Origin of the sequence: Alicyclobacillus acidoterrestris, from assembly GCF_022674245.1 — a bacterium.
Lineage (GTDB): Bacteria > Bacillota > Bacilli > Alicyclobacillales > Alicyclobacillaceae > Alicyclobacillus > Alicyclobacillus acidoterrestris.
On sequence record NZ_CP080467.1, the window covers coordinates 3,935,829 to 3,953,318 of the forward strand.

Here is a 17,490-nt window from a genome sequence, read left to right on the forward strand (position 1 = left end):
TCCCTCCTCGAAAATTTCTGGTTTGGGTTACTTGAAATTTTCTCGAAGGTTGGGGTGAAGTCCTTTTTCATGCCCTCAGAACCCTTGCCCTGCGGGAGTTTATAAATCTGCAAAACGCTCAAGAAAATGAAAAAAACAACTGTGCAAGCTACGTTGGAATGTGCAGGTAACAAACGATCCCTATTTAAAAAGAAAGCACAAGGCAACCAATTCGGATTAGGTGCCATTAGCCACGCAGTCTGGGGCGGCGTGCGATTGCGGGATCTATTAAACGAAGCGGGCATTGCGGAAGAAGCAAAAGAAGTTATTTTTCAAGGTATGGATGCCGGATCGCGAAATGATATGCCCGGCCAACTACACTTTGCACGAAGTTTACCTGTCGCACAAGCACTGGCTCCAGATACGCTGCTGGCATACGAAATGAATGGCTCTCCGCTTCCGGATAAACACGGATTTCCCTTACGACTCATCGTGCCTGGGTGGTACGGAATTGCGTCTGTGAAATGGCTCCACAAAATTACGGTCACGGATGAGCCTTTTACAGGGCCGTTTCAAGTCGTCGACTACGTCGTTCTCAAAAAACCCAATAACTTTGCCCACGCAACCCCTGTGACGACCGTGTTCGTCAACTCGACCATCGCAAATCCGACTGACCAGCAAGAACTGGCGCTAGGAACGCATCGGATTGCGGGCTACGCCTGGAACGGGCCGCACGCTCTGAAGAAAGTCGAAGTGAGCACGGACGGCGGGAAGCATTGGCGTGAGGCCTCATTCCTGGACCCGGACATCCCGTACTCGTGGAGGCGTTGGACATACGAGTGGACGGTGCAAAAACCAGGTCAATACGCCATCATGAGTAAAGCAACCAATGAATTGGGTGAGTCTCAACCCATGGAAGCCCCTTGGAACGTTAAGGGATACTTGAATCATTCGATTCATTGCGTTCAAGTACACGTCGTCAAGCTGGATCCGAAATTCTTTCATTAATCATCGGACCCGTGTAAACCGATCCTTTCGTGGATCATCCGCGACCATTCCACTTCCATGTATCCATTGTTCGGCGTGGTGAATATACGTGTAAGATGCACCGCCTAAGTGGAAAAGGAGTCGAGGATGACGGATGTCCGGCAGAAAGTTCGCGATGAAAAAAACAAAATCGAGGAGAAAAAAGTGGGCGTCTTCACAACTTTTCTATGAATATAGCACCTTCTTTCGAAAAAATGCCGATAACGTCATTTTCCAAGTGACGTCCGACCAACTGCCAACACTGAATCGAATCGGATTAGACGACCTATTTATGAGCAAGGGGCACATCCGGGAGCCGCACTGGCATCCAAACGCCGCAGAGTTGGACTATGTCGTCACCGGTGAAGTCGTGATTGGCATGGTTGATCCCATTCGCCACCACCTACTGCAATTTCACGTGACCCCCAGTCAAGTCGTCTTCATTCCAATCAACTGGTGGCATTGGATCACGGCCGTATCCGACGACGTTCACGTCGTCCAGGTATTCAGCAGTGCAAAGCGCCAAATCATCGAGGGATCCAACGTGTTGCGAAAAACGCCGCCAAAAGTTTTTCAGCAATCGTATGACGTGAATGCGAAGCAATTCGCCAGTTTGGTATCCCCCATCAAGGAAACCGTCGTCATTGGCCCGCCGGATCGATACGCGCTGACGAATCTGTCAGACGAGCATCCGGAATCCGTGCCACGGGTCGTAAACCACACGCCTCCTGGCTCTCCCAATCTGTTTTTTGATTTAAAGCGAAACCTTGCGGTGCGGCGAGATCACAGTTATCTGTACGAGGTGACCAGTACCCAAATCCCCATGATGAATGTCTTATCCTTAGGCGATCTCTACCTCACCATGGGACACGTACGAGAACCGCACTGGCATCCCAATGCAGATGAATTGGATTATGTCATCTCCGGCGAAGTCACCGTGTCCATCCTCGACCCGAACACACTCGCTGTCTGCAATTACCGTTTAAAACCCGGTCAGGTGACACTGATACCGAAAGGCTGGTTGCACTGGATTATCCCCTACACGGAGGACGCGCACATGCTGGTCTATTTTAACGATGGCAAAATCGAGTCTGTCGAAGGGTCAGACATTCTTCGCCTGACACCAGCAGATGTCTTCCAACGCGCATATGACATTCACGCTCGAGAATTCACGAGGGAAATTTCCTCCATCACGGGGACGTTAATGATTGGCCCACCGGATAGGCCACGAAGATAGTCGTACCGTGGCCTATTCGAAGCCCCCGCTCCGTGTGCGGCAAACGAATTTGTAAATGAGGATTGATCCGTTGAATGTAAGTCCTTATAATATAAACCGTGGTTCATCGGACGCCGCAACTTGACGACACACCAAGTTGGTACGAGAGGACCATTCTTGCATCCGTCAATCTACATTCCTCGATAGCTCAGCGGTAGAGCATCCGACTGTTAATCGGAGGGTCGTAGGTTCGAATCCTACTCGGGGAGCCAAATTAATGCCGAATGGTGTAATGGTAGCACGACTGACTCTGACTCAGTTAGTCTAGGTTCGAGTCCTAGTTCGGCAGCCAGTCTATTCGAACCGCCCCATCACTCGGGGCGGTTTTGTTTTATCGCCTTTTACCAATCACCTTGTACCGATATAGGAGGCAACCCCGTGTCTTTTCGTGCTGATTTTATCAACAAGATTAACGAGCGTTACGCGGATGATGCGGCCAAACGCCGATCTATTGAGTCGGACTGGGGCAAGATACGCGGGTATTTCACGATGTTTATGGAGGATATTTCGGACGTTATCGACTTTGCGCTGGCAAGCGTAGAGGAGAACGAAAAGGAACTAGCACTCCTGGTGGAGGGCCATGAGTTGTCGTTTCGTAAAAGCGACGCTGGCATCCGTGTAAAGATAGACGGCGACTACGTCGATCATTTCACGCCGACGACAGAAGGGTATTGCGTCAACTTCCGGGGGAACAAGTTGTTAGACGATATTGACCGCTACATGGCCCTGACGTTTGCAGACGTGCGAGATAAGCTGTGATACATCTACGCGAGCGCCCTCTGCTGTTGCCCATTGGGCGAACTATCAACTAGGTTCTTTTAACCGTTCTTCGGCAAAGTGAATAAAGGCCCTTGCGGCATGGCTGAGATATTTATCGGCGCGATAGATAATGCTCATCTCTCTAACTGGCGCATCATCGTGTATCGGGATGAACCGCAGATTGAGGTGATCAATAGATTCGACGAGCGAATGGGTTTGAACGGCCACTCCGATATTTTCCCTCACAAAATGAAAGAGTGAAGGGTTCGATGTCGTTTCGACCACCACATTCAAATTGAATCCATGCTGTTGACACTGATGTTCCACCGCTTCCCTGCCCCAAAGTCCCCTTGGATACGCCACAACAGGTAAGTGTTTGAGCTCCATCAGCGAAATCGAGTCTCTCTGAGCCAGCTCGTGTTCATTCGAGACGACTACCCCATATGCCTCCCGGGTCAACGGACGGACGACCAAGCGAGCATCGAATGCTGGTTTTACGGAAATGCCAATATCAATTTCCGTACTCAACACCAATGCCGCCAAATCGACCTCCGAGACAATTTTGAGCCGAATGTTAGGGTACTTTTGAAAAAATTGAACGAACATCGGCGTCAATCGGAAATCGAGTTCAGACGGCAACGCGCCAACATTCAGCGTTCCCCCAGGTTGGTGACGGAGTTCATCTATCTCGTGACGTGCATTTTGGACATTTTGAAACACCGTTCGCGTATATTTCAGCAAAATCGATCCCGCTTCCGTAAGCGCAATGCGTTTCCCAATGCGATCAAACAAGGGCACCCCCATCTCCTCTTCGAGCGCCTTGATTTGTAGACTCAGATTCGGTTGCGAAACACCGATTTTGTTCGCCGCCTTGGTGAAATGCAGTTCGTCGCAAACAGCGAGAAAGTACTCCAATTGCCTAAGTTCCATACAGCGCTCCTCTTTCACGGCACTTATCATTTTTAAAGTAAATCATAATGATTACTCCAATATAATTGATAAATCATTGTTCTCCAAGTACATTTGTTCCACGTACGCGCAACCAACAATCGGCCAATACGGATGCGCATACCTATCAATTTTTTAAAGGGGGGAGTTCGACCATATGAAGAAACGTGCAGTCTTCATTATCATCGCATTATTTGTGACCTCATTGAATCTGCGCCCTGCGATTAACTCCATCTCCCCGCTACTCGGAACCTTGGACGCGCAGCTTGGCATGAATGCGGCAATTGCCAGCCTGCTCACTTCCATCCCCGTACTTTGCATGGGGATTTTTTCTCCAGTCGCCGCAAAGATGAGCAGCAAATGGGGCGTTGAGCGGGTGATTGGCTTGTCCTTGATTGTCATTGGGGTCGGTACCCTGATTCGATTATTCACGCACTCCGTCGACCTATTGCTCATCACAGCGTTCATTGCCGGCGTCGGAATCGCCATGGTTGGGCCTCTGTTGTCTGGATTTATCAAATTGCACTTTCCGCAACACGTCCCAGCCATGATTGCGGTCTATACCGTCGCCCTGACGCTCGGCGCGGCCATGAGTACATCGTTTTCCATCCCATTGGAGGATGCTTTTCACTCCTGGCAGGATTCTCTCGGATTCTGGGCTATGATTGCTTTTGTCGCCGCAATCATCTGGTGGTGCTTCGTCAATCTGCAGTTAAAGTCTCAAGTAGTGGTGTAAATTCTTCAGGAGGCTGAATCTTGACGAAAAAGCCATCGAGTGCAATCTACTAAAAGTGTGCAGCAATCAGTAGAGGAGGCACTTCGATGGCTTATACGGATAAGATCGCACTTTTGGAGTTAATTCGCAAGATCGGATTAGAAGATGGTGATGTGGATTTCTTGAAAGAAGGGCTGAGGGTTCTCACCCAAGCAGTGATGGAGGCTGAGGTGAGCTCCCTGATTGGCGCTGAGCGATATGAGCGTAGTGAGAAGCGTAGCAACAGCCGTAATGGGTATAGAGAACGAGAATGGGATACTCGTGTCGGAACGATCGATTTGCAGATTCCCAAGCTTCGTAAAGGGAGTTACTTCCCAAGTATCCTAGAACCTCGGCGGAAGGCTGAAAAAGCCCTTCTGTCCGTTGTTCAAGAAGCGTATGTGCATGGTGTGAGCACTCGTAAAGTGGATGAGTTGGTCGAATCTATGGGGATTCAAGGAATCAGCAAAAGCGAAGTGTCTCGAATCTGTAAAGAACTCGACGATGTAGTGCAGGACTTCAAAAACCGCCCGCTGGAGGGGACGTATCCATATCTTTGGCTAGATGCCACTTTCCCGAAAGTGCGAGAAGGCGGACGGGTGCAGAGCATGGCGTTTGTGATTGCCATTGGTGTGCGAAACACCGGTGAGCGTGAAGTATTGGGATTTGACATTGGCACCAGCGAGGACGGCGCGTTTTGGCTCACATTCATCCGCAGTCTGATTGCACGTGGATTGCGTGGCGTACAGTTAGTAATTAGCGACGCGCACGAAGGACTGCGTAGTGCCATTGCTTCTGCGCTGACTGGAGCGACCTGGCAGCGCTGTCGTGTCCACACAATGCGCAATATTCTCAGCCAGGTGCCTAGAGCGTCACAAGCGATGGTCTCATCCATTGTCCGGACCATCTTTGCGCAGCCGACGCAGGAAGCCGCCAAACAGCAATTATCTGTCGTTGTGAAACAACTTCAAGGAAAGTTTCCAAAAGCGATGGGTGTTCTGGAACGTGCAGAGGAAGACGTATTAGCATACATGGGATTCCCGAAGGAGCACTGGAAGCAGATTTGCTCGACAAACCCACTTGAGCGCTTAAATCGTGAACTAAGGCGGCGCTTTGATGTGGTTGGCATATTCCCCAACCGAGAGTCTGTATTGCGCCTTGGAGGATCGATTCTCCAAGAGCAGAACGATGAATGGATAGTTGCAAGGCGCTACTTCAGCCGAGAGTCTATGGCAAAACTCATTGGCACTGATGAACAGCAGTTACTAGCTCCAACGTCAGTTTTGCATAAATAGCTAACACTAGGGGTTGCACTCAATTTACACCACTTGACGGGACACTACCGAACACCGCAAATCGCGGTCCCTGCTATCTGCTGCTTTCACCCCTCGAAGTCTTAAAGCTTGGGAACCACGAATTCAACAGGTAGTGAACGATTTGATTCGCGAAATCGACAACAAGCCCGAAATAGATATTGCAAAGGATTTTACCAGTGCGAAATACGAGGATACTTGTTATCAGAGCACCCAGAAATCCAAATTAAGGATGCCATCCATCACTATAACATGGATGTATTTAATCGCTGTGAAGTGAACGGTGCCGTTCTCCTGACGTTGGACGGATGGGAGGATGTTCACCCGTCTCTAGTGACGATTCCTGTAGATTGGGCATATGCGATTCCATATGGGGCACAGTATTTCGCCGAGTCCTCAAACAACGTTCAACGATTCTTAAAAGCCTGCCAAGAAGCAGATATCCATGTACCATAAAATTTATGGTATCCCTTAATTTGTTAAGCATCATTCCATTATGATGGCTATTTTTTGTTAATTTATAAATTTAATATTTGTTTACTTGTTGAGAATCAATGAATTTCGACATATAATACAGATTATTCGGTGGCTCGATGATCAGTCTGTGTGTCAAATTCGAGCGATTATAAAAAATGGGGGAAGTTGTGTGAAAGAGATTTGGAAACGGGGTATGGCCACGGTTGCAGGTGTCGGTATGATTTCTGTATTACTTGCAGGTTGTGGCACGAACAGTACGTCCGGCTCAACAGGTAGTGCTCCTTCTGCTGGGGGAACATCCTCTAGTGAGAAACCGGTTGAGGGTGGCTCAATTACAGTTGATATGGCTCAAGCAGTTCCAGATCTAGATCCGGCAATTGAATTTGACACCGTATCAACAGAAGTTGTCTCTCAGGTTTATCAACAATTGGTCACCTATTCAGGAAGTACAAATAATATTACGGGTGAATTGGCACAAAGTTGGGATGTTTCGAATGATGGGAAGACATATACTTTCCATTTGCGTAAAGGTGTAACGTTCTCCAATGGTGATCCGCTCACATCACAAGATTTCGTATATGAGATTGAGCGCGTCTTGGATAAAAATCTGAAGCCAAAACCGTCGCCAGGTAATCAATTCTTCATGGATATCACCGGTGCGCAGGCGTACTACAATGGTCAAGCAAAAACCATTAGTGGTATCAGCACACCGGACAATGACACGTTGGTCATTCATCTGGATAAGCCAGAGCAGTTCTTCTTGAAGATTATGGCGATGCCATTTGCCTCCGCAGTTGACCCTGCCTTTGAAAAGAAGGTCGGCAATGCAGCGTTGGATACCACGCAAGCAATGGGGACAGGGCCGTTTGAGGTACAAAAGAATACGCAAAGCCAGGTAGTCCTGGTGAAGAACCCACATTACTGGCAGAAGGACTCGTCTGGGAATCAACTACCATACTTGAATAAGGTAACTATCAACATTAACAACAATGGTCAATTGGCTGCACTGCACTGGGAGCAAGGTCAGACAGCCCTTATGAGCCCATGGTTGATAGGTGGCGATGGTATTCCTTCAGCTGCTTATCCTACCATCATGAATTCGCCGAAGTACAAGAGCGATGTAGTGACACAGCCTATGAGCTCTATTGAATATGTCGGTTTGAACATGAAGCCAACGCTCAACGGCCAGCCAAACCCATTGAGTAATATCAAGGTTCGGCAAGCAATTGAGTATGCTTTCCAGGACAGCCAAATTGTAAAAATCAACAACGGCGCTGTTAAGCCGCTAAACCAACCTCTGCCGAACACGTTAGAGGGATATGTCTCCAAATTAGATCCGAGCGCTCAGTACTCGTACAATCTAACGAAGGCGAAACAACTCCTGAAGGAAGCTGGGTATCCGAATGGCTTGACACTCGATATGTGGAATGAAAACACGGACAATGCCAAGAAGCAGGACCAAGCTTTCCAAGCAATGATGAAACAAATTGGGATTACTGTGAAGATCCACGAAGTGACCTGGAAGGACTTCCTGACGAAGGCCATGTCGGGCACAGCGCAGGTATATGAGAGTGGTTGGCAACAGGATTTTCCGGATGCATCTGACTTCTTGAACACGCTCTTCAACTCGAATCAGATTGCAGCAGGCAACAATATGAACAACTACTCCAATGCTCAGGTCGATGAATGGTTGAATCAAGCTGAATACTCAACCGACCAACAGCAAAGAGACGAACTTTATGGCAAAGTGATAAACAAGGTCATGTCTGATGCGGCATGGGTTCCGTATTACCAAAACGTTGGATATTTCAGCATTCAACCTTGGCTACACGGTGTCGTTCCAAGTGACATTGTGGAAGATCAATTCGGGAAAATGTGGGTTGATCCAGGTCACGGAAGTAACTAACTCTCGGTATTCCAAACGAGTCCCTCTTACAGGGACTCGTTTTGTATTTCAACTTCGTCTTCGAGCGCTTCGATTTCAGCCAGCAAATCCGTCTCCAATTCAGGAATGTCAAACGTCGCATCCGTCACTGGGCGCACATTCAACGCCTTCACATAGCCGTTACCTTTGACGGAGAAAAAGTCGTGATGCTTTGTCTCAGTGCTGAGCCCTTGCTCCACCACGGGATTTATCTCCTCGTCCGGAAACAGGTGGTCAAAACCAAGGTTGTCAAATGCCTTGTTGGCGTTATACCGCAGGAACGCTTTCACTTCGTCCACCAACTGCAGTTCCCCGTATATCGCTTCCGTGTACACCAACTCATTCTCGTACAATTCCAGCAGCAATTTGTTCGCAAAGGCTTGCAGCCTATCTCTCGTCGGTGCATCCATAGCGTCAAACCGCTCCTGTGCCAACAGTCCGACGTATTGTCCGTGCACGGATTCATCGCGAATGATGAGATTGATAATCTCACCGCTCGCTACCATTTTCCCCTGACCAGCGAGGTATAGTGGGTAAAAAAATCCGGAATAAAAGAGAAACGACTCCAGCAATACGCTCGCCACCATCGCCTGATACAGCGCCTCGTCAGTGACCGTTGGCTGGAACAGCGATTCGTAGAAACAGCTGACGCGTTGCGCCTTGTATTGCAAGTTCGGCTGTGTCTGCACCCATTCAAACAATTGGTCAATGCGCATGGGGGAACACACCGTCGAAAAAATGGAAGAATACGATTTGGCGTGAATGTGCTCCATCGCCCCCATAAACGACAAAACTGCGCCCCGTTGCTCGTCATCTATATGTAGTGCAATCAAGGGCATGCCGCGCTGCGCCTGTTTCGTGTCCAATAGCGTGAGCCCTGCCAAAACTTCTTCATAAGTGCGTTTTTCGGCTTCCGACATCCGATTCCACACAGGTACGTCCATGCTTAAATCGATTTCTTTCTCCAGCCAGAATTGCGACGTGTTCATATCCCAGAATTCCAAGGTGTATTCGTCGGTCAACCGATTCCAGTTGACCGCGCGGTGCACCGCGTTGCTCGCCATACGGCTTTCTCCTCCTCATTTCGCCTAGATCTGCCTGTTCAGATGGCGCAAGACTCACAAATATCATTCTCATTCGGCTTAGTGCGGTTGCGAACGTAGTACAAGCTCTTCAAGCCGCGCTTGTGCGCATACGCAAAGTACTGAACCAACTCGTCAGTAGGAATGTCCTTTTTGACAAACAGTGTCGTCGAGATGCCCTGGTCGACGTGTTGTTGAATCACCGCGACCATGTCGATGATCTTCTTCTGATCCATGTCGAACGCCGACTTGTACAGCCACTGCGTGGTCGGACTGAGAAACGGCATCGGATAATACGTGCTGGCATTGCCATACGTCCGGTTCTCTATCCGACGCACCACCGGCATCACCGACTGCGTAGAATTTTGGATATAACTGATAGACTGAGTCGGCGCAATCGCTAGCCGGTACGCATGGAACACGCCATAACGCATGACATCGTCACGAAGGCGCGCCCAGTCACGCCGCGTGGGCACGTCGATGCCGGCGAACAACGCCTTGACCTTCTCGCTGCGCGGCACAAAATCCCGTGTCAAATACGGTTGGAAGTATTGACCGTTGGCGTACTCGGACCGTTCAAATCCTTCGAAGCACTGCCCACGTTCTTTGGCAATGAGCATACTCTTCTCCAAGCTGTAGTAGTTGACCATCGCAAAAAACACGTTGGCAAAATCGCGCGCTACTGCACTCTCATAAGGAATGCCATGCTTGGCCAAAAACCCGTGCAAGTTCATGGCCCCGAGCCCCACTGAGTGGAAGCGTCGATTGGCGCTGCGAATGGAAGGCGCGTTCCGGACGTCACTCATGTCTGAAACCGTGGTCAACGCCTCCATCGCGGTGTGTACCGTCTCGCGGATGTTCTGGTGCTCCATCACGTTGACAATATTGAGAGAGCCCAAGTTGCAACTGATACCTAGCTGAATCTCATCGGCTTCCCCGTAGTCATGAATAACCGAGTGTCGACTCAGCTGCATGATTTCTGTACACAGGTTGGAAAATTTGATACTGCCCAACGCTTTCAGCGCATGATCGCGGTTGGCATTGCTCTTGAAGAACAAGTATGGATAGCCAGACTCTAACTGCGTAATGGCAATCTGCGTCATCAACTCCCGTGCGGATAACTCGCACAGTTCCTTGTTCACCTTCGGGTTGCCGACGAGTTCGTCGTACATTTGGTCGAGATCCATCTCGTCCAAGTGCACCCCATACGCCTGATGGACACTGTAAGGCGAGAATACGTAAAACGGTTCGTCATTCTCCAAGATTTGCATGAATCGATCCGGCACAATAATCCCCGTCGCCAGGGTCTTCATTCGCGTCTTCTCATCTGCGTTGACTTTTTTGGTACTGAGAAAGCGTACGATGTCGCCGTGAAAAATGTTCAGGTACACTGCCCCGGCACCTTTGCGCTGGCCCATTTGATCCGCGTAGGTAAAACCATCTTCAAGCAGCTTCATCACCGGAATGACGCCTTTGGCTGCCTGTTCCACGCCACGAATGGGGTCCCCGAGCATCCGCAGTTTCGATAGATTCGTAGAAACGCCCCCGCCAATCTTGGACAGTTGCATACACTGGTTAATGATGTGTCCAATGGAATTGAGGGAGTCGTCCATCTCGTCCAAAAAGCAGGAGACTAATTCTCCACGCCGGGCTTTCCCCGCATTCAAGTAGGTCGGCGTCGCGGGTTGGTAACGCTGCTCCATGAGCGCTTTCGCCAATCTGCATGCCATGTCCACGTTCCCTTGCGCGAGGAAGAGCGCCACAATGGCATTGCGATCTTGGTAGCGCTCAAGGTAATAGGCCCCGTCGTTCGTCTTCAGAGCGTAGTCGCGATAAAACTTGGAAATAGCCATGAACGACTGAAAGGCAAATGGAACACTTTCCACCACCGCGTACACAGCCTCAATCTCCGTCATGCTGTACTGCTCAAATAGGTTGTAATAATAGTTGTGGTCTACCAAATGGCGAAGCCGTTCCTCCAGGGAGGAAAATTTCAACGACTGCGCCTCCACCTCCTTGGCGAATTCCGCAATGGCCAGTTCGTCCTTTTCCAGTTGCCAAAAACCATTTTCACCGCGCCGATTGATCTCAGCATTGTACTTGAGATATGCCTTCATCCAGTGCTGCCACCCTTTCCAGGAATCGTTCCCTATCTTTCTCCGTACCTCGCTTCTCGAACTTGAGCAGGAGTTCAGCCTGCGGATACATAGCACAGACGGCGTCCGCGCACTTGGCGAAGTTCTCCCGCCCCCAGTTCCGCTCGCCGCTGGCAGCGACACCGTGGAGATAGCGATGATTTTTTTCGAGAAAGGCCTGCGTCTTGCGCGGAACCTGACCGCGACCAGTCGTATATGTAACCAGCACAAACGGTTCGTCCACAGTCATCTCTTCCGTAATCGGCGCTGCGTCGAGCCCGCAGTCTTTGAGAAACCTTCGCACGTTGCCAGTGCGGCTATCGTAGAAAATACGCACGTCTCATTTCTCTCCCATGCTCTGTGAATCTAGCGGACACAAAAAAACCCATTCCGCACAAGGGAATGGGGTGCTATGCGCAATCATGAATCCACGATAAAAGATCACCATTACGAAACGCCCCTCCCAACCCCCCGTGAGAGTGTACAGCCATCGAGCTAGGCAGGTCTTCGGACTTAGACGTCATCCGCAGAAACCACCTTCCCTGACTTACGTCAAGTGGTTGGTGCAAAAGCACCACTGTTTCTACGTCGTTCTTCACCGCAGCGAGGACTGTTCCGGATTCTCACCGGATTCCCTTTTCACTCACGCGAACGTGAGCACCTGGCTCGCAAATTGAAATTGTGTCTATGTTATACCACTGTATCTAGTGATAATCAATAGATTGAATTCTTCTGTGCACTAGATATGGTGCAAACAGCACGGATGCATTCCACTCATCCAAACTGCCACACACTGTGACTCAAGTTTCCGTACCGATAACTTCTGTGTAACAATGTGGCTTTGCGAACATCATCCGCAGCCCCCATCGCGTAAAATATCGGGATAAAGTGTTCATTCCCATAAGGTGGAACCGCAAGGCTTGCATGGGGTGCTAGCGTAGCATACCGAAATAATGCGTTCAAATTCCACTCTTTGAGTTGCGTCTCCAACCACTCGTCAAATTGCAGTGCCCAGTCGCTCACCTGATTTTCTTGCCACTGTACAGCCCGTAAATTGTGAACGGTGCCACCACTAGCAATAATCAAGGCATCGTTTGCGCGTAACCATGCTAACGATTGCCCGATTTTGTACTGTTGCTCCGCTGAAAGCCGAGGGTTGACGGACATGGAGATAACGGGAACGTCCGCGTCGGGATAAAGTAGGCGTAATATGATCCAGGCGCCGTGATCGAGTCCACGTGTTGTGTCGACCTCAAACGGAATGCCATCTTTCATCAACAACGCTGCAATCCGGTGAACAATTTGTCGATCTCCTTTGGCCGGATACCGAATCTGATAGAGTTCATCCGGGAAGCCACCAAAATCGTAAATCGTGTCGTATTCGGTAACCCCACTGACCTGTTGTACACCTGTCACCCAGTGTGCGGAAAATAGGATCACGGCACTTGGCCGCGGCAGCGCTTGCCCCAAGCCGCTTAAAAACCGCGTGTAATCGTTGTCCTCAATCGCTAAAAGTGGTGCACCATGTGCAATAAATAGCGCTGGAATCATATTCGTCCCCCCTTGTCGGCGTACACAAAAACAGCCGCCCCTGATACCGAGAGCGGCTGTTTTGTAACGTGTTACGCCTGACCTTTTTTCACCCAACTAGCGACAGTCACCACGCGGTTCGCTTGGTGCTTGATAGCCGCAGTCGTTGCTTCGTCTATGGAGCCATCCTCGACCGCTGTCGCACTCGTACCATATGGGTTACCACCAGCGCCAAACACAACTTGATCCGTGTAACCCGGCGCAACAACGATTGCCCCCCAGTGATACATGCTTGTGTAGATGGAAAGGATGGTTGCTTCCTGGCCGCCATGCGGGTTTTGAGCGCTGGTCATCGCACTGACGACCTTATTGACGGTCTTGCCTTGTGCCCAAAGTCCACCCATCGTATCGAGAAACTGTTTCATCTGCGAAGGAACATTGCCGAAACGGGTCGGTACACTAAAGATAATGGCATCCGCCCACTCAATGTCAGCCGCTGTAGCCGTAGGAACGTTCCGCGTTTCTTCAACATGTGCCTTCCAGCTTGGATTCGAAGCGATGGCTTCCTCAGGAGCCAACTCCGGCACCTTGAGAACCTTCACTTCAGCCCCTGCTTCCCTCGCTGCCTGAGCAGCGGCATTCGCCATCTTGTAGTTTGTTCCTGTTGAACTATAGTAAATCACCGCTAATTTTACGTTCGACATTTGTATCGTCCCCTCTTTGGCTTGCTTGCCGAAAATTTTGGCGAACAATCCCATACGTTCACCTCATTACGTTGTTAACAGAATGTGCACAGCCCAAACATCCATTTCATAATCAACTTCCATTTGATTAGTCATGCCTGTGGCTCAACAATAAGTTATACACTTACCTTTTGTCAATACATTAATTTAAGTTAGATTGGGAGAAAATAAGGTGGGCGCATGGGTTGAGGGCGACATATGGGTAAACAAAGAATGTTTACCCCAGTGCTGTCGGGATTTGCGGGATTTGCGATATGTAAATCAAGGCCAAGGGACATTGCCATCCGATATCCGAACACTTTTGTATCCACCCAGCGGTGCAGACACCAGTCCAGTCACTACAAGGGTATCCAAAACCGAAGTACCACATTTCCATTCTCTTCAACGCAGTTCGTATCCGGAATTCCTCCATGATTTCGTATAGTCTTTTTTGGAGGCTACGTTAGATTCGTCACAGACGAGCAAGACTCGATCTATCCCAAGTTCCCGCGCCTTGTCCAATGATAGGGCCAACAGTTTGGTGGCGTATCCTTGGCGTCTTCGAGAAGGCCGAATGCCGTATCCGATGTGTCCGCCAGACTGAGCTAACTGCTCCGTCAACCAGTGCCGAATATTGACCACCCCGATGACGGTTGGTTCATCATCCACCAGCCAATATGTCGATCCCGGCACCCACCCCTCTGGAAGACTCTCGCCGCGCTCACTCTCGAGCAAAAATTGAACCATGCCCTCGAAATCTGACGGATCCTTGGTAATCACCCACGGTATCATCGGCTCTCCGCTGCGACTCCATTCCTCATAGAAGGACAAATATGCATTGCGATACGCTATCGATGGTTTGACCAAATAAACCGGTTTCATCAATCATTCCACCCATTCGAATTTTGTGTGGCGCTCCATCCGTTTCAGTTCGATCACTACATCATGCGATGCACTGTACCGCAAATGGAACTATCTACTTGATAATGACTCCCCGTGAAATTGAGTAGAAATACATGATCTCCATGCTCTCTCAACGTCCTTGCGACAAGCCCTTCCCCGACTGGAGAGCAGAAGATAATGTATATATTATCATCAAGTGGAATTCGCACACAGTAGGCGGAAATGTCTGTCTGAATCCAACACTCGGTCGGACGTCGTCTCAATAAAGTCGCCCACGTTTCCGCAGCAGCCGATACATCCCGAGTTGCAATCGCAATGCTCCGCAAATTCAAGATGGCGTCTGGCGATATCACCGAATGATGCTTTTGCATATACGAGATCTCTGTCCCGCCCCGCTCAATGAAAATAGGCAGTGGGATGCCAGATGGGGATTTGATTCTAGGAATCAATACGAGCGATTCGACGACTTCACCCGTGGGCAACTGTACGCTTTGGTATCGCGGCCCCTCCATCATGTACCCCTGTTCCCATAGTGACGCTGCACAAGCGTGTATATCATCGACGCGTATCGCTACCCAAGTACGACTTGGCTCCCCTTCCTTTCGCGCGGTTCGATGGGGTGCAAGTGTACGCCACGGATTCGTAAAGGGCGTACAATATTCCACATACGTGTTGGTACATTGATGTAACACGGCCATAGCACTCCTGTCGTTCTGGAAAACGACCGTCCGAATATCTAGCGCATCAAATGCCCGTGAAACCTGCTGTAGGTCGTCGACTTCTTGAACAATATGGTCAACCGCAAAATTCATGTGAAGGCTCCTTCCGCTTGTCACCATCATGCGTGTTGGTCTCTCCTTTTAAATACAATCACTAACTCGTTTCTTGAACTGCGCGTGACGTTCAACACTTTTATCTCATTCTGTTGAATTTGGGATTTAATCTTTTCCATTTGCACCATCATTTCAGGCAAATGGTCCTTGGACAAAACCACCATCTCGAAGTCATCGGCAATCTCCAACTCGCGCTCACCTCGTTTGCTGCAACACTCGCCGCCCAAAGACAAAAGGCGACGGAAACAAGTTCCGTCGCCTCTTCGTGTAAAGTCGGCTACTCAATTTTATTCCGATTTCCCCGCTGGATATTCTAAGTTTATTTTGCGAAGCTCATTTTGTCAACTGAACACTACACCTGCGGGCAAAAAAATGCCCCTGCATCTCTGCAGGGGCCAAATAGGGGGTAATGCGACGAAAACCATCATGGCGTCGTCTTAACGATAGTCAGTGTAACCCGCCAACGTTGAAATATGATTGAAAGTTCACACGAAACTGAATCCGCCCATCTATACACAAAAACGTGCAGTGAGTAATTCATTACGGTTAAAAAAGAGACAGTCCAAAATCCTGGGCTGTCCAAAGGGAAGATGTCTTTTCAGTGGCTTACACATGCCACAAAAGCATTATCACAAATGAATGTGAAAAAGAAGTGGAAAGCACGTGGCGTTTTTATGGTCTCACATTGGACTTTATGTGACTAATGACAAGTGGATTTCACTTCAACCACTTTCCATGCCAAATCTATCTCTAATCAGCCTCTGAAACATCGTGCTGTCGATCTCTTTTTTCTGCACGTTCCCGTCAATTTTTTCGGTAAACGATGTATCCGTTAAAATCATGTTGCCTCGTTCTGTTAGTTTCGTAACTAACGGTCTTTTGTTAAACGGAGATTCTGGATGCTCTAAGATTATTTTTTGTACTTCATTCAGTTCAGAAAGATTCTCAACGACTCTTGTAGAATCAAAAGCATAACCAAGTTTCCAGTCATCATCCTTATGCTTTAATTTCATGTACAAAAGGTAATTACCGTACTCACTATTCGCCTTTTCTATTCGGAACTCTCCGTTGCCTGATTTCACGATTTCTCCGTTTAATGGCACCGGCTTTAAAGGTAAGTTCCCTCCAAATCCAGTATCCACCACATATTGTTGATTATCGTGCGTGATGATGATGGTTACATGTGTTCTTCCCGTTTTACTCCACTGTTGAACGGTAGGATCGAATATAATGCCTCGAACGAGGTTCGCATTGAATCCATTTTCAATTAAGAACAGATAGAAAATCGTATTTAGCTCATAACACAGTCCGCCCTCGTTTCGTTTAAGTATTTTGTCTATTAAATTGTCTGGTGTAATGTCGGTTGTCCGATTCTCCATAATGCACAAATTTTCAAATGGGATGGTTCTAGCAGTCTTTTCAAGAATCATGTCCAGGTTTTCAAAAGTGACATTCTCGCTCTCCGGGACTCCTATTCTATTGAGAAACAGCGTTCTTAAACTGTGCATGTTCTTATCCCCTAAATATCTTCTAAAGTAACTACCGCGAAACTCGCCCTGTACAAGTTCGCCCAAATATCTTTCTGCGTTCAGGCGATATCTCAATTTTCCGCATCGATAGTGAGCGTTTGAACAAACATCGAAACTAACGTATCAACCATCTCCGAGGACTCATTTTGCAAGGATACGACATCATCGCAAAAACTACACATCATCAAAATGTGATGAAATAATTGACCGTAAAACGAATCAAGGACAGGCGCTGTAGTCACCTAGATTTACAGAGCCTGTCCTTTTTTGTCACTTTTTTGTCACGAACTGTGACGATAT

General features: G+C 48.8%; 16 protein-coding genes, 2 tRNA genes, 1 pseudogene and 1 riboswitch. Of the genes and pseudogenes, 9 read left to right on the forward strand and 10 right to left on the reverse strand.

Annotation, left to right across the window (positions count from 1 at the left end; genetic code table 11):
• Nucleotides 1-105: 105 nt before the first annotated feature.
• The 5 genes from K1I37_RS19330 (at nucleotide 106) to K1I37_RS19350 (ending at nucleotide 3,040) form a co-directional block, all read left to right on the forward strand.
• Complete coding sequence (locus K1I37_RS19330; protein ID WP_269078046.1) at nucleotides 106-987, forward strand: sulfite oxidase; 882 nt, start codon at nucleotides 106-108, stop codon at nucleotides 985-987.
• A gap of 133 nt (nucleotides 988-1,120) precedes the next feature.
• Nucleotides 1,121-2,242 carry a cupin domain-containing protein gene (locus K1I37_RS19335; protein ID WP_021296040.1) on the forward strand — a complete coding sequence of 374 codons (1,122 nt, stop codon included), beginning with the start codon at nucleotides 1,121-1,123 and terminating at the stop codon, nucleotides 2,240-2,242.
• Between the two features lie 176 nt (nucleotides 2,243-2,418).
• A tRNA-Asn gene (locus tag K1I37_RS19340) sits at nucleotides 2,419-2,493 on the forward strand.
• A 6-nt stretch (nucleotides 2,494-2,499) separates the two neighbouring features.
• A tRNA-Gln gene (locus K1I37_RS19345) sits at nucleotides 2,500-2,573 on the forward strand.
• An 86-nt stretch (nucleotides 2,574-2,659) separates the two neighbouring features.
• On the forward strand, nucleotides 2,660-3,040 hold the full coding sequence (locus K1I37_RS19350; RefSeq protein ID WP_021296039.1) for a hypothetical protein: 381 nt from the start codon (nucleotides 2,660-2,662) through the stop codon (nucleotides 3,038-3,040).
• A gap of 45 nt (nucleotides 3,041-3,085) precedes the next feature.
• Here K1I37_RS19350 and K1I37_RS19355 read toward each other — a convergent pair whose 3' ends face one another.
• Complete coding sequence (locus K1I37_RS19355; protein WP_021296038.1) at nucleotides 3,086-3,970, reverse strand: LysR family transcriptional regulator; 885 nt, start codon at nucleotides 3,968-3,970, stop codon at nucleotides 3,086-3,088.
• A 175-nt stretch (nucleotides 3,971-4,145) separates the two neighbouring features.
• Between K1I37_RS19355 and K1I37_RS19360 the strand changes: the two genes are divergently transcribed.
• The 4 genes from K1I37_RS19360 to K1I37_RS19375 all read left to right on the forward strand — a co-directional run bounded on the left by K1I37_RS19360 (nucleotide 4,146) and on the right by K1I37_RS19375 (nucleotide 8,438).
• Nucleotides 4,146-4,724 (forward strand): MFS transporter, encoded by a 579-nt coding sequence (locus tag K1I37_RS19360; RefSeq protein WP_242215945.1) that lies wholly within the window; start codon nucleotides 4,146-4,148, stop codon nucleotides 4,722-4,724.
• An 86-nt stretch (nucleotides 4,725-4,810) separates the two neighbouring features.
• Nucleotides 4,811-6,037 (forward strand): IS256 family transposase, encoded by a 1,227-nt coding sequence (locus K1I37_RS19365; RefSeq protein ID WP_206923068.1) that lies wholly within the window; start codon nucleotides 4,811-4,813, stop codon nucleotides 6,035-6,037.
• A gap of 216 nt (nucleotides 6,038-6,253) precedes the next feature.
• Nucleotides 6,254-6,511 carry a hypothetical protein gene (locus tag K1I37_RS19370; protein ID WP_021297654.1) on the forward strand — a complete coding sequence of 86 codons (258 nt, stop codon included), beginning with the start codon at nucleotides 6,254-6,256 and terminating at the stop codon, nucleotides 6,509-6,511.
• A 214-nt stretch (nucleotides 6,512-6,725) separates the two neighbouring features.
• The gene (locus K1I37_RS19375; protein WP_242215946.1) at nucleotides 6,726-8,438 is read left to right on the forward strand and encodes an ABC transporter substrate-binding protein; all 1,713 of its coding nucleotides are present in this window, start codon (nucleotides 6,726-6,728) and stop codon (nucleotides 8,436-8,438) included.
• Nucleotides 8,439-8,464: 26 nt separating this feature from the next.
• Here K1I37_RS19375 and nrdF read toward each other — a convergent pair whose 3' ends face one another.
• The 9 genes and pseudogenes from nrdF to K1I37_RS19420 form a co-directional block, all read right to left on the reverse strand.
• Nucleotides 8,465-9,520 carry a class 1b ribonucleoside-diphosphate reductase subunit beta gene (gene nrdF / locus K1I37_RS19380; RefSeq protein ID WP_021297656.1) on the reverse strand — a complete coding sequence of 352 codons (1,056 nt, stop codon included), beginning with the start codon at nucleotides 9,518-9,520 and terminating at the stop codon, nucleotides 8,465-8,467.
• A gap of 38 nt (nucleotides 9,521-9,558) precedes the next feature.
• Nucleotides 9,559-11,655, reverse strand: a complete 2,097-nt coding sequence (nrdE, locus tag K1I37_RS19385; RefSeq protein WP_021297657.1) for a class 1b ribonucleoside-diphosphate reductase subunit alpha — start codon at nucleotides 11,653-11,655, stop codon at nucleotides 9,559-9,561.
• Entirely contained in the window at nucleotides 11,627-12,010 is a 384-nt protein-coding gene (gene nrdI, locus K1I37_RS19390; RefSeq protein WP_021297658.1) for a class Ib ribonucleoside-diphosphate reductase assembly flavoprotein NrdI, read from the reverse strand. Before nrdI ends, nrdE begins: the two co-directional genes overlap by 29 nt.
• Before the next feature lie 144 nt (nucleotides 12,011-12,154).
• Nucleotides 12,155-12,353: riboswitch (cobalamin riboswitch) on the reverse strand.
• A gap of 94 nt (nucleotides 12,354-12,447) precedes the next feature.
• Nucleotides 12,448-13,224, reverse strand: coding sequence for a DODA-type extradiol aromatic ring-opening family dioxygenase (locus tag K1I37_RS19395; RefSeq protein ID WP_021297659.1), 777 nt, complete (start codon nucleotides 13,222-13,224; stop codon nucleotides 12,448-12,450).
• 71 nt (nucleotides 13,225-13,295) lie between these two features.
• The gene (gene wrbA, locus K1I37_RS19400) at nucleotides 13,296-13,961 is read right to left on the reverse strand and encodes an NAD(P)H:quinone oxidoreductase (RefSeq protein ID WP_021297660.1); all 666 of its coding nucleotides are present in this window, start codon (nucleotides 13,959-13,961) and stop codon (nucleotides 13,296-13,298) included.
• Between the two features lie 323 nt (nucleotides 13,962-14,284).
• Nucleotides 14,285-14,807: pseudogene (locus tag K1I37_RS19405) on the reverse strand (GNAT family N-acetyltransferase).
• 56 nt (nucleotides 14,808-14,863) lie between these two features.
• Nucleotides 14,864-15,640, reverse strand: a complete 777-nt coding sequence (locus tag K1I37_RS19410; protein ID WP_161624372.1) for a VOC family protein — start codon at nucleotides 15,638-15,640, stop codon at nucleotides 14,864-14,866.
• 26 nt (nucleotides 15,641-15,666) lie between these two features.
• Entirely contained in the window at nucleotides 15,667-15,849 is a 183-nt protein-coding gene (locus tag K1I37_RS19415; protein WP_021297663.1) for a hypothetical protein, read from the reverse strand.
• Nucleotides 15,850-16,383: 534 nt separating this feature from the next.
• On the reverse strand, nucleotides 16,384-17,169 hold the full coding sequence (locus K1I37_RS19420; RefSeq protein WP_021297664.1) for an arylamine N-acetyltransferase family protein: 786 nt from the start codon (nucleotides 17,167-17,169) through the stop codon (nucleotides 16,384-16,386).
• Between the last annotated feature and the right edge of the window lie 321 nt (nucleotides 17,170-17,490).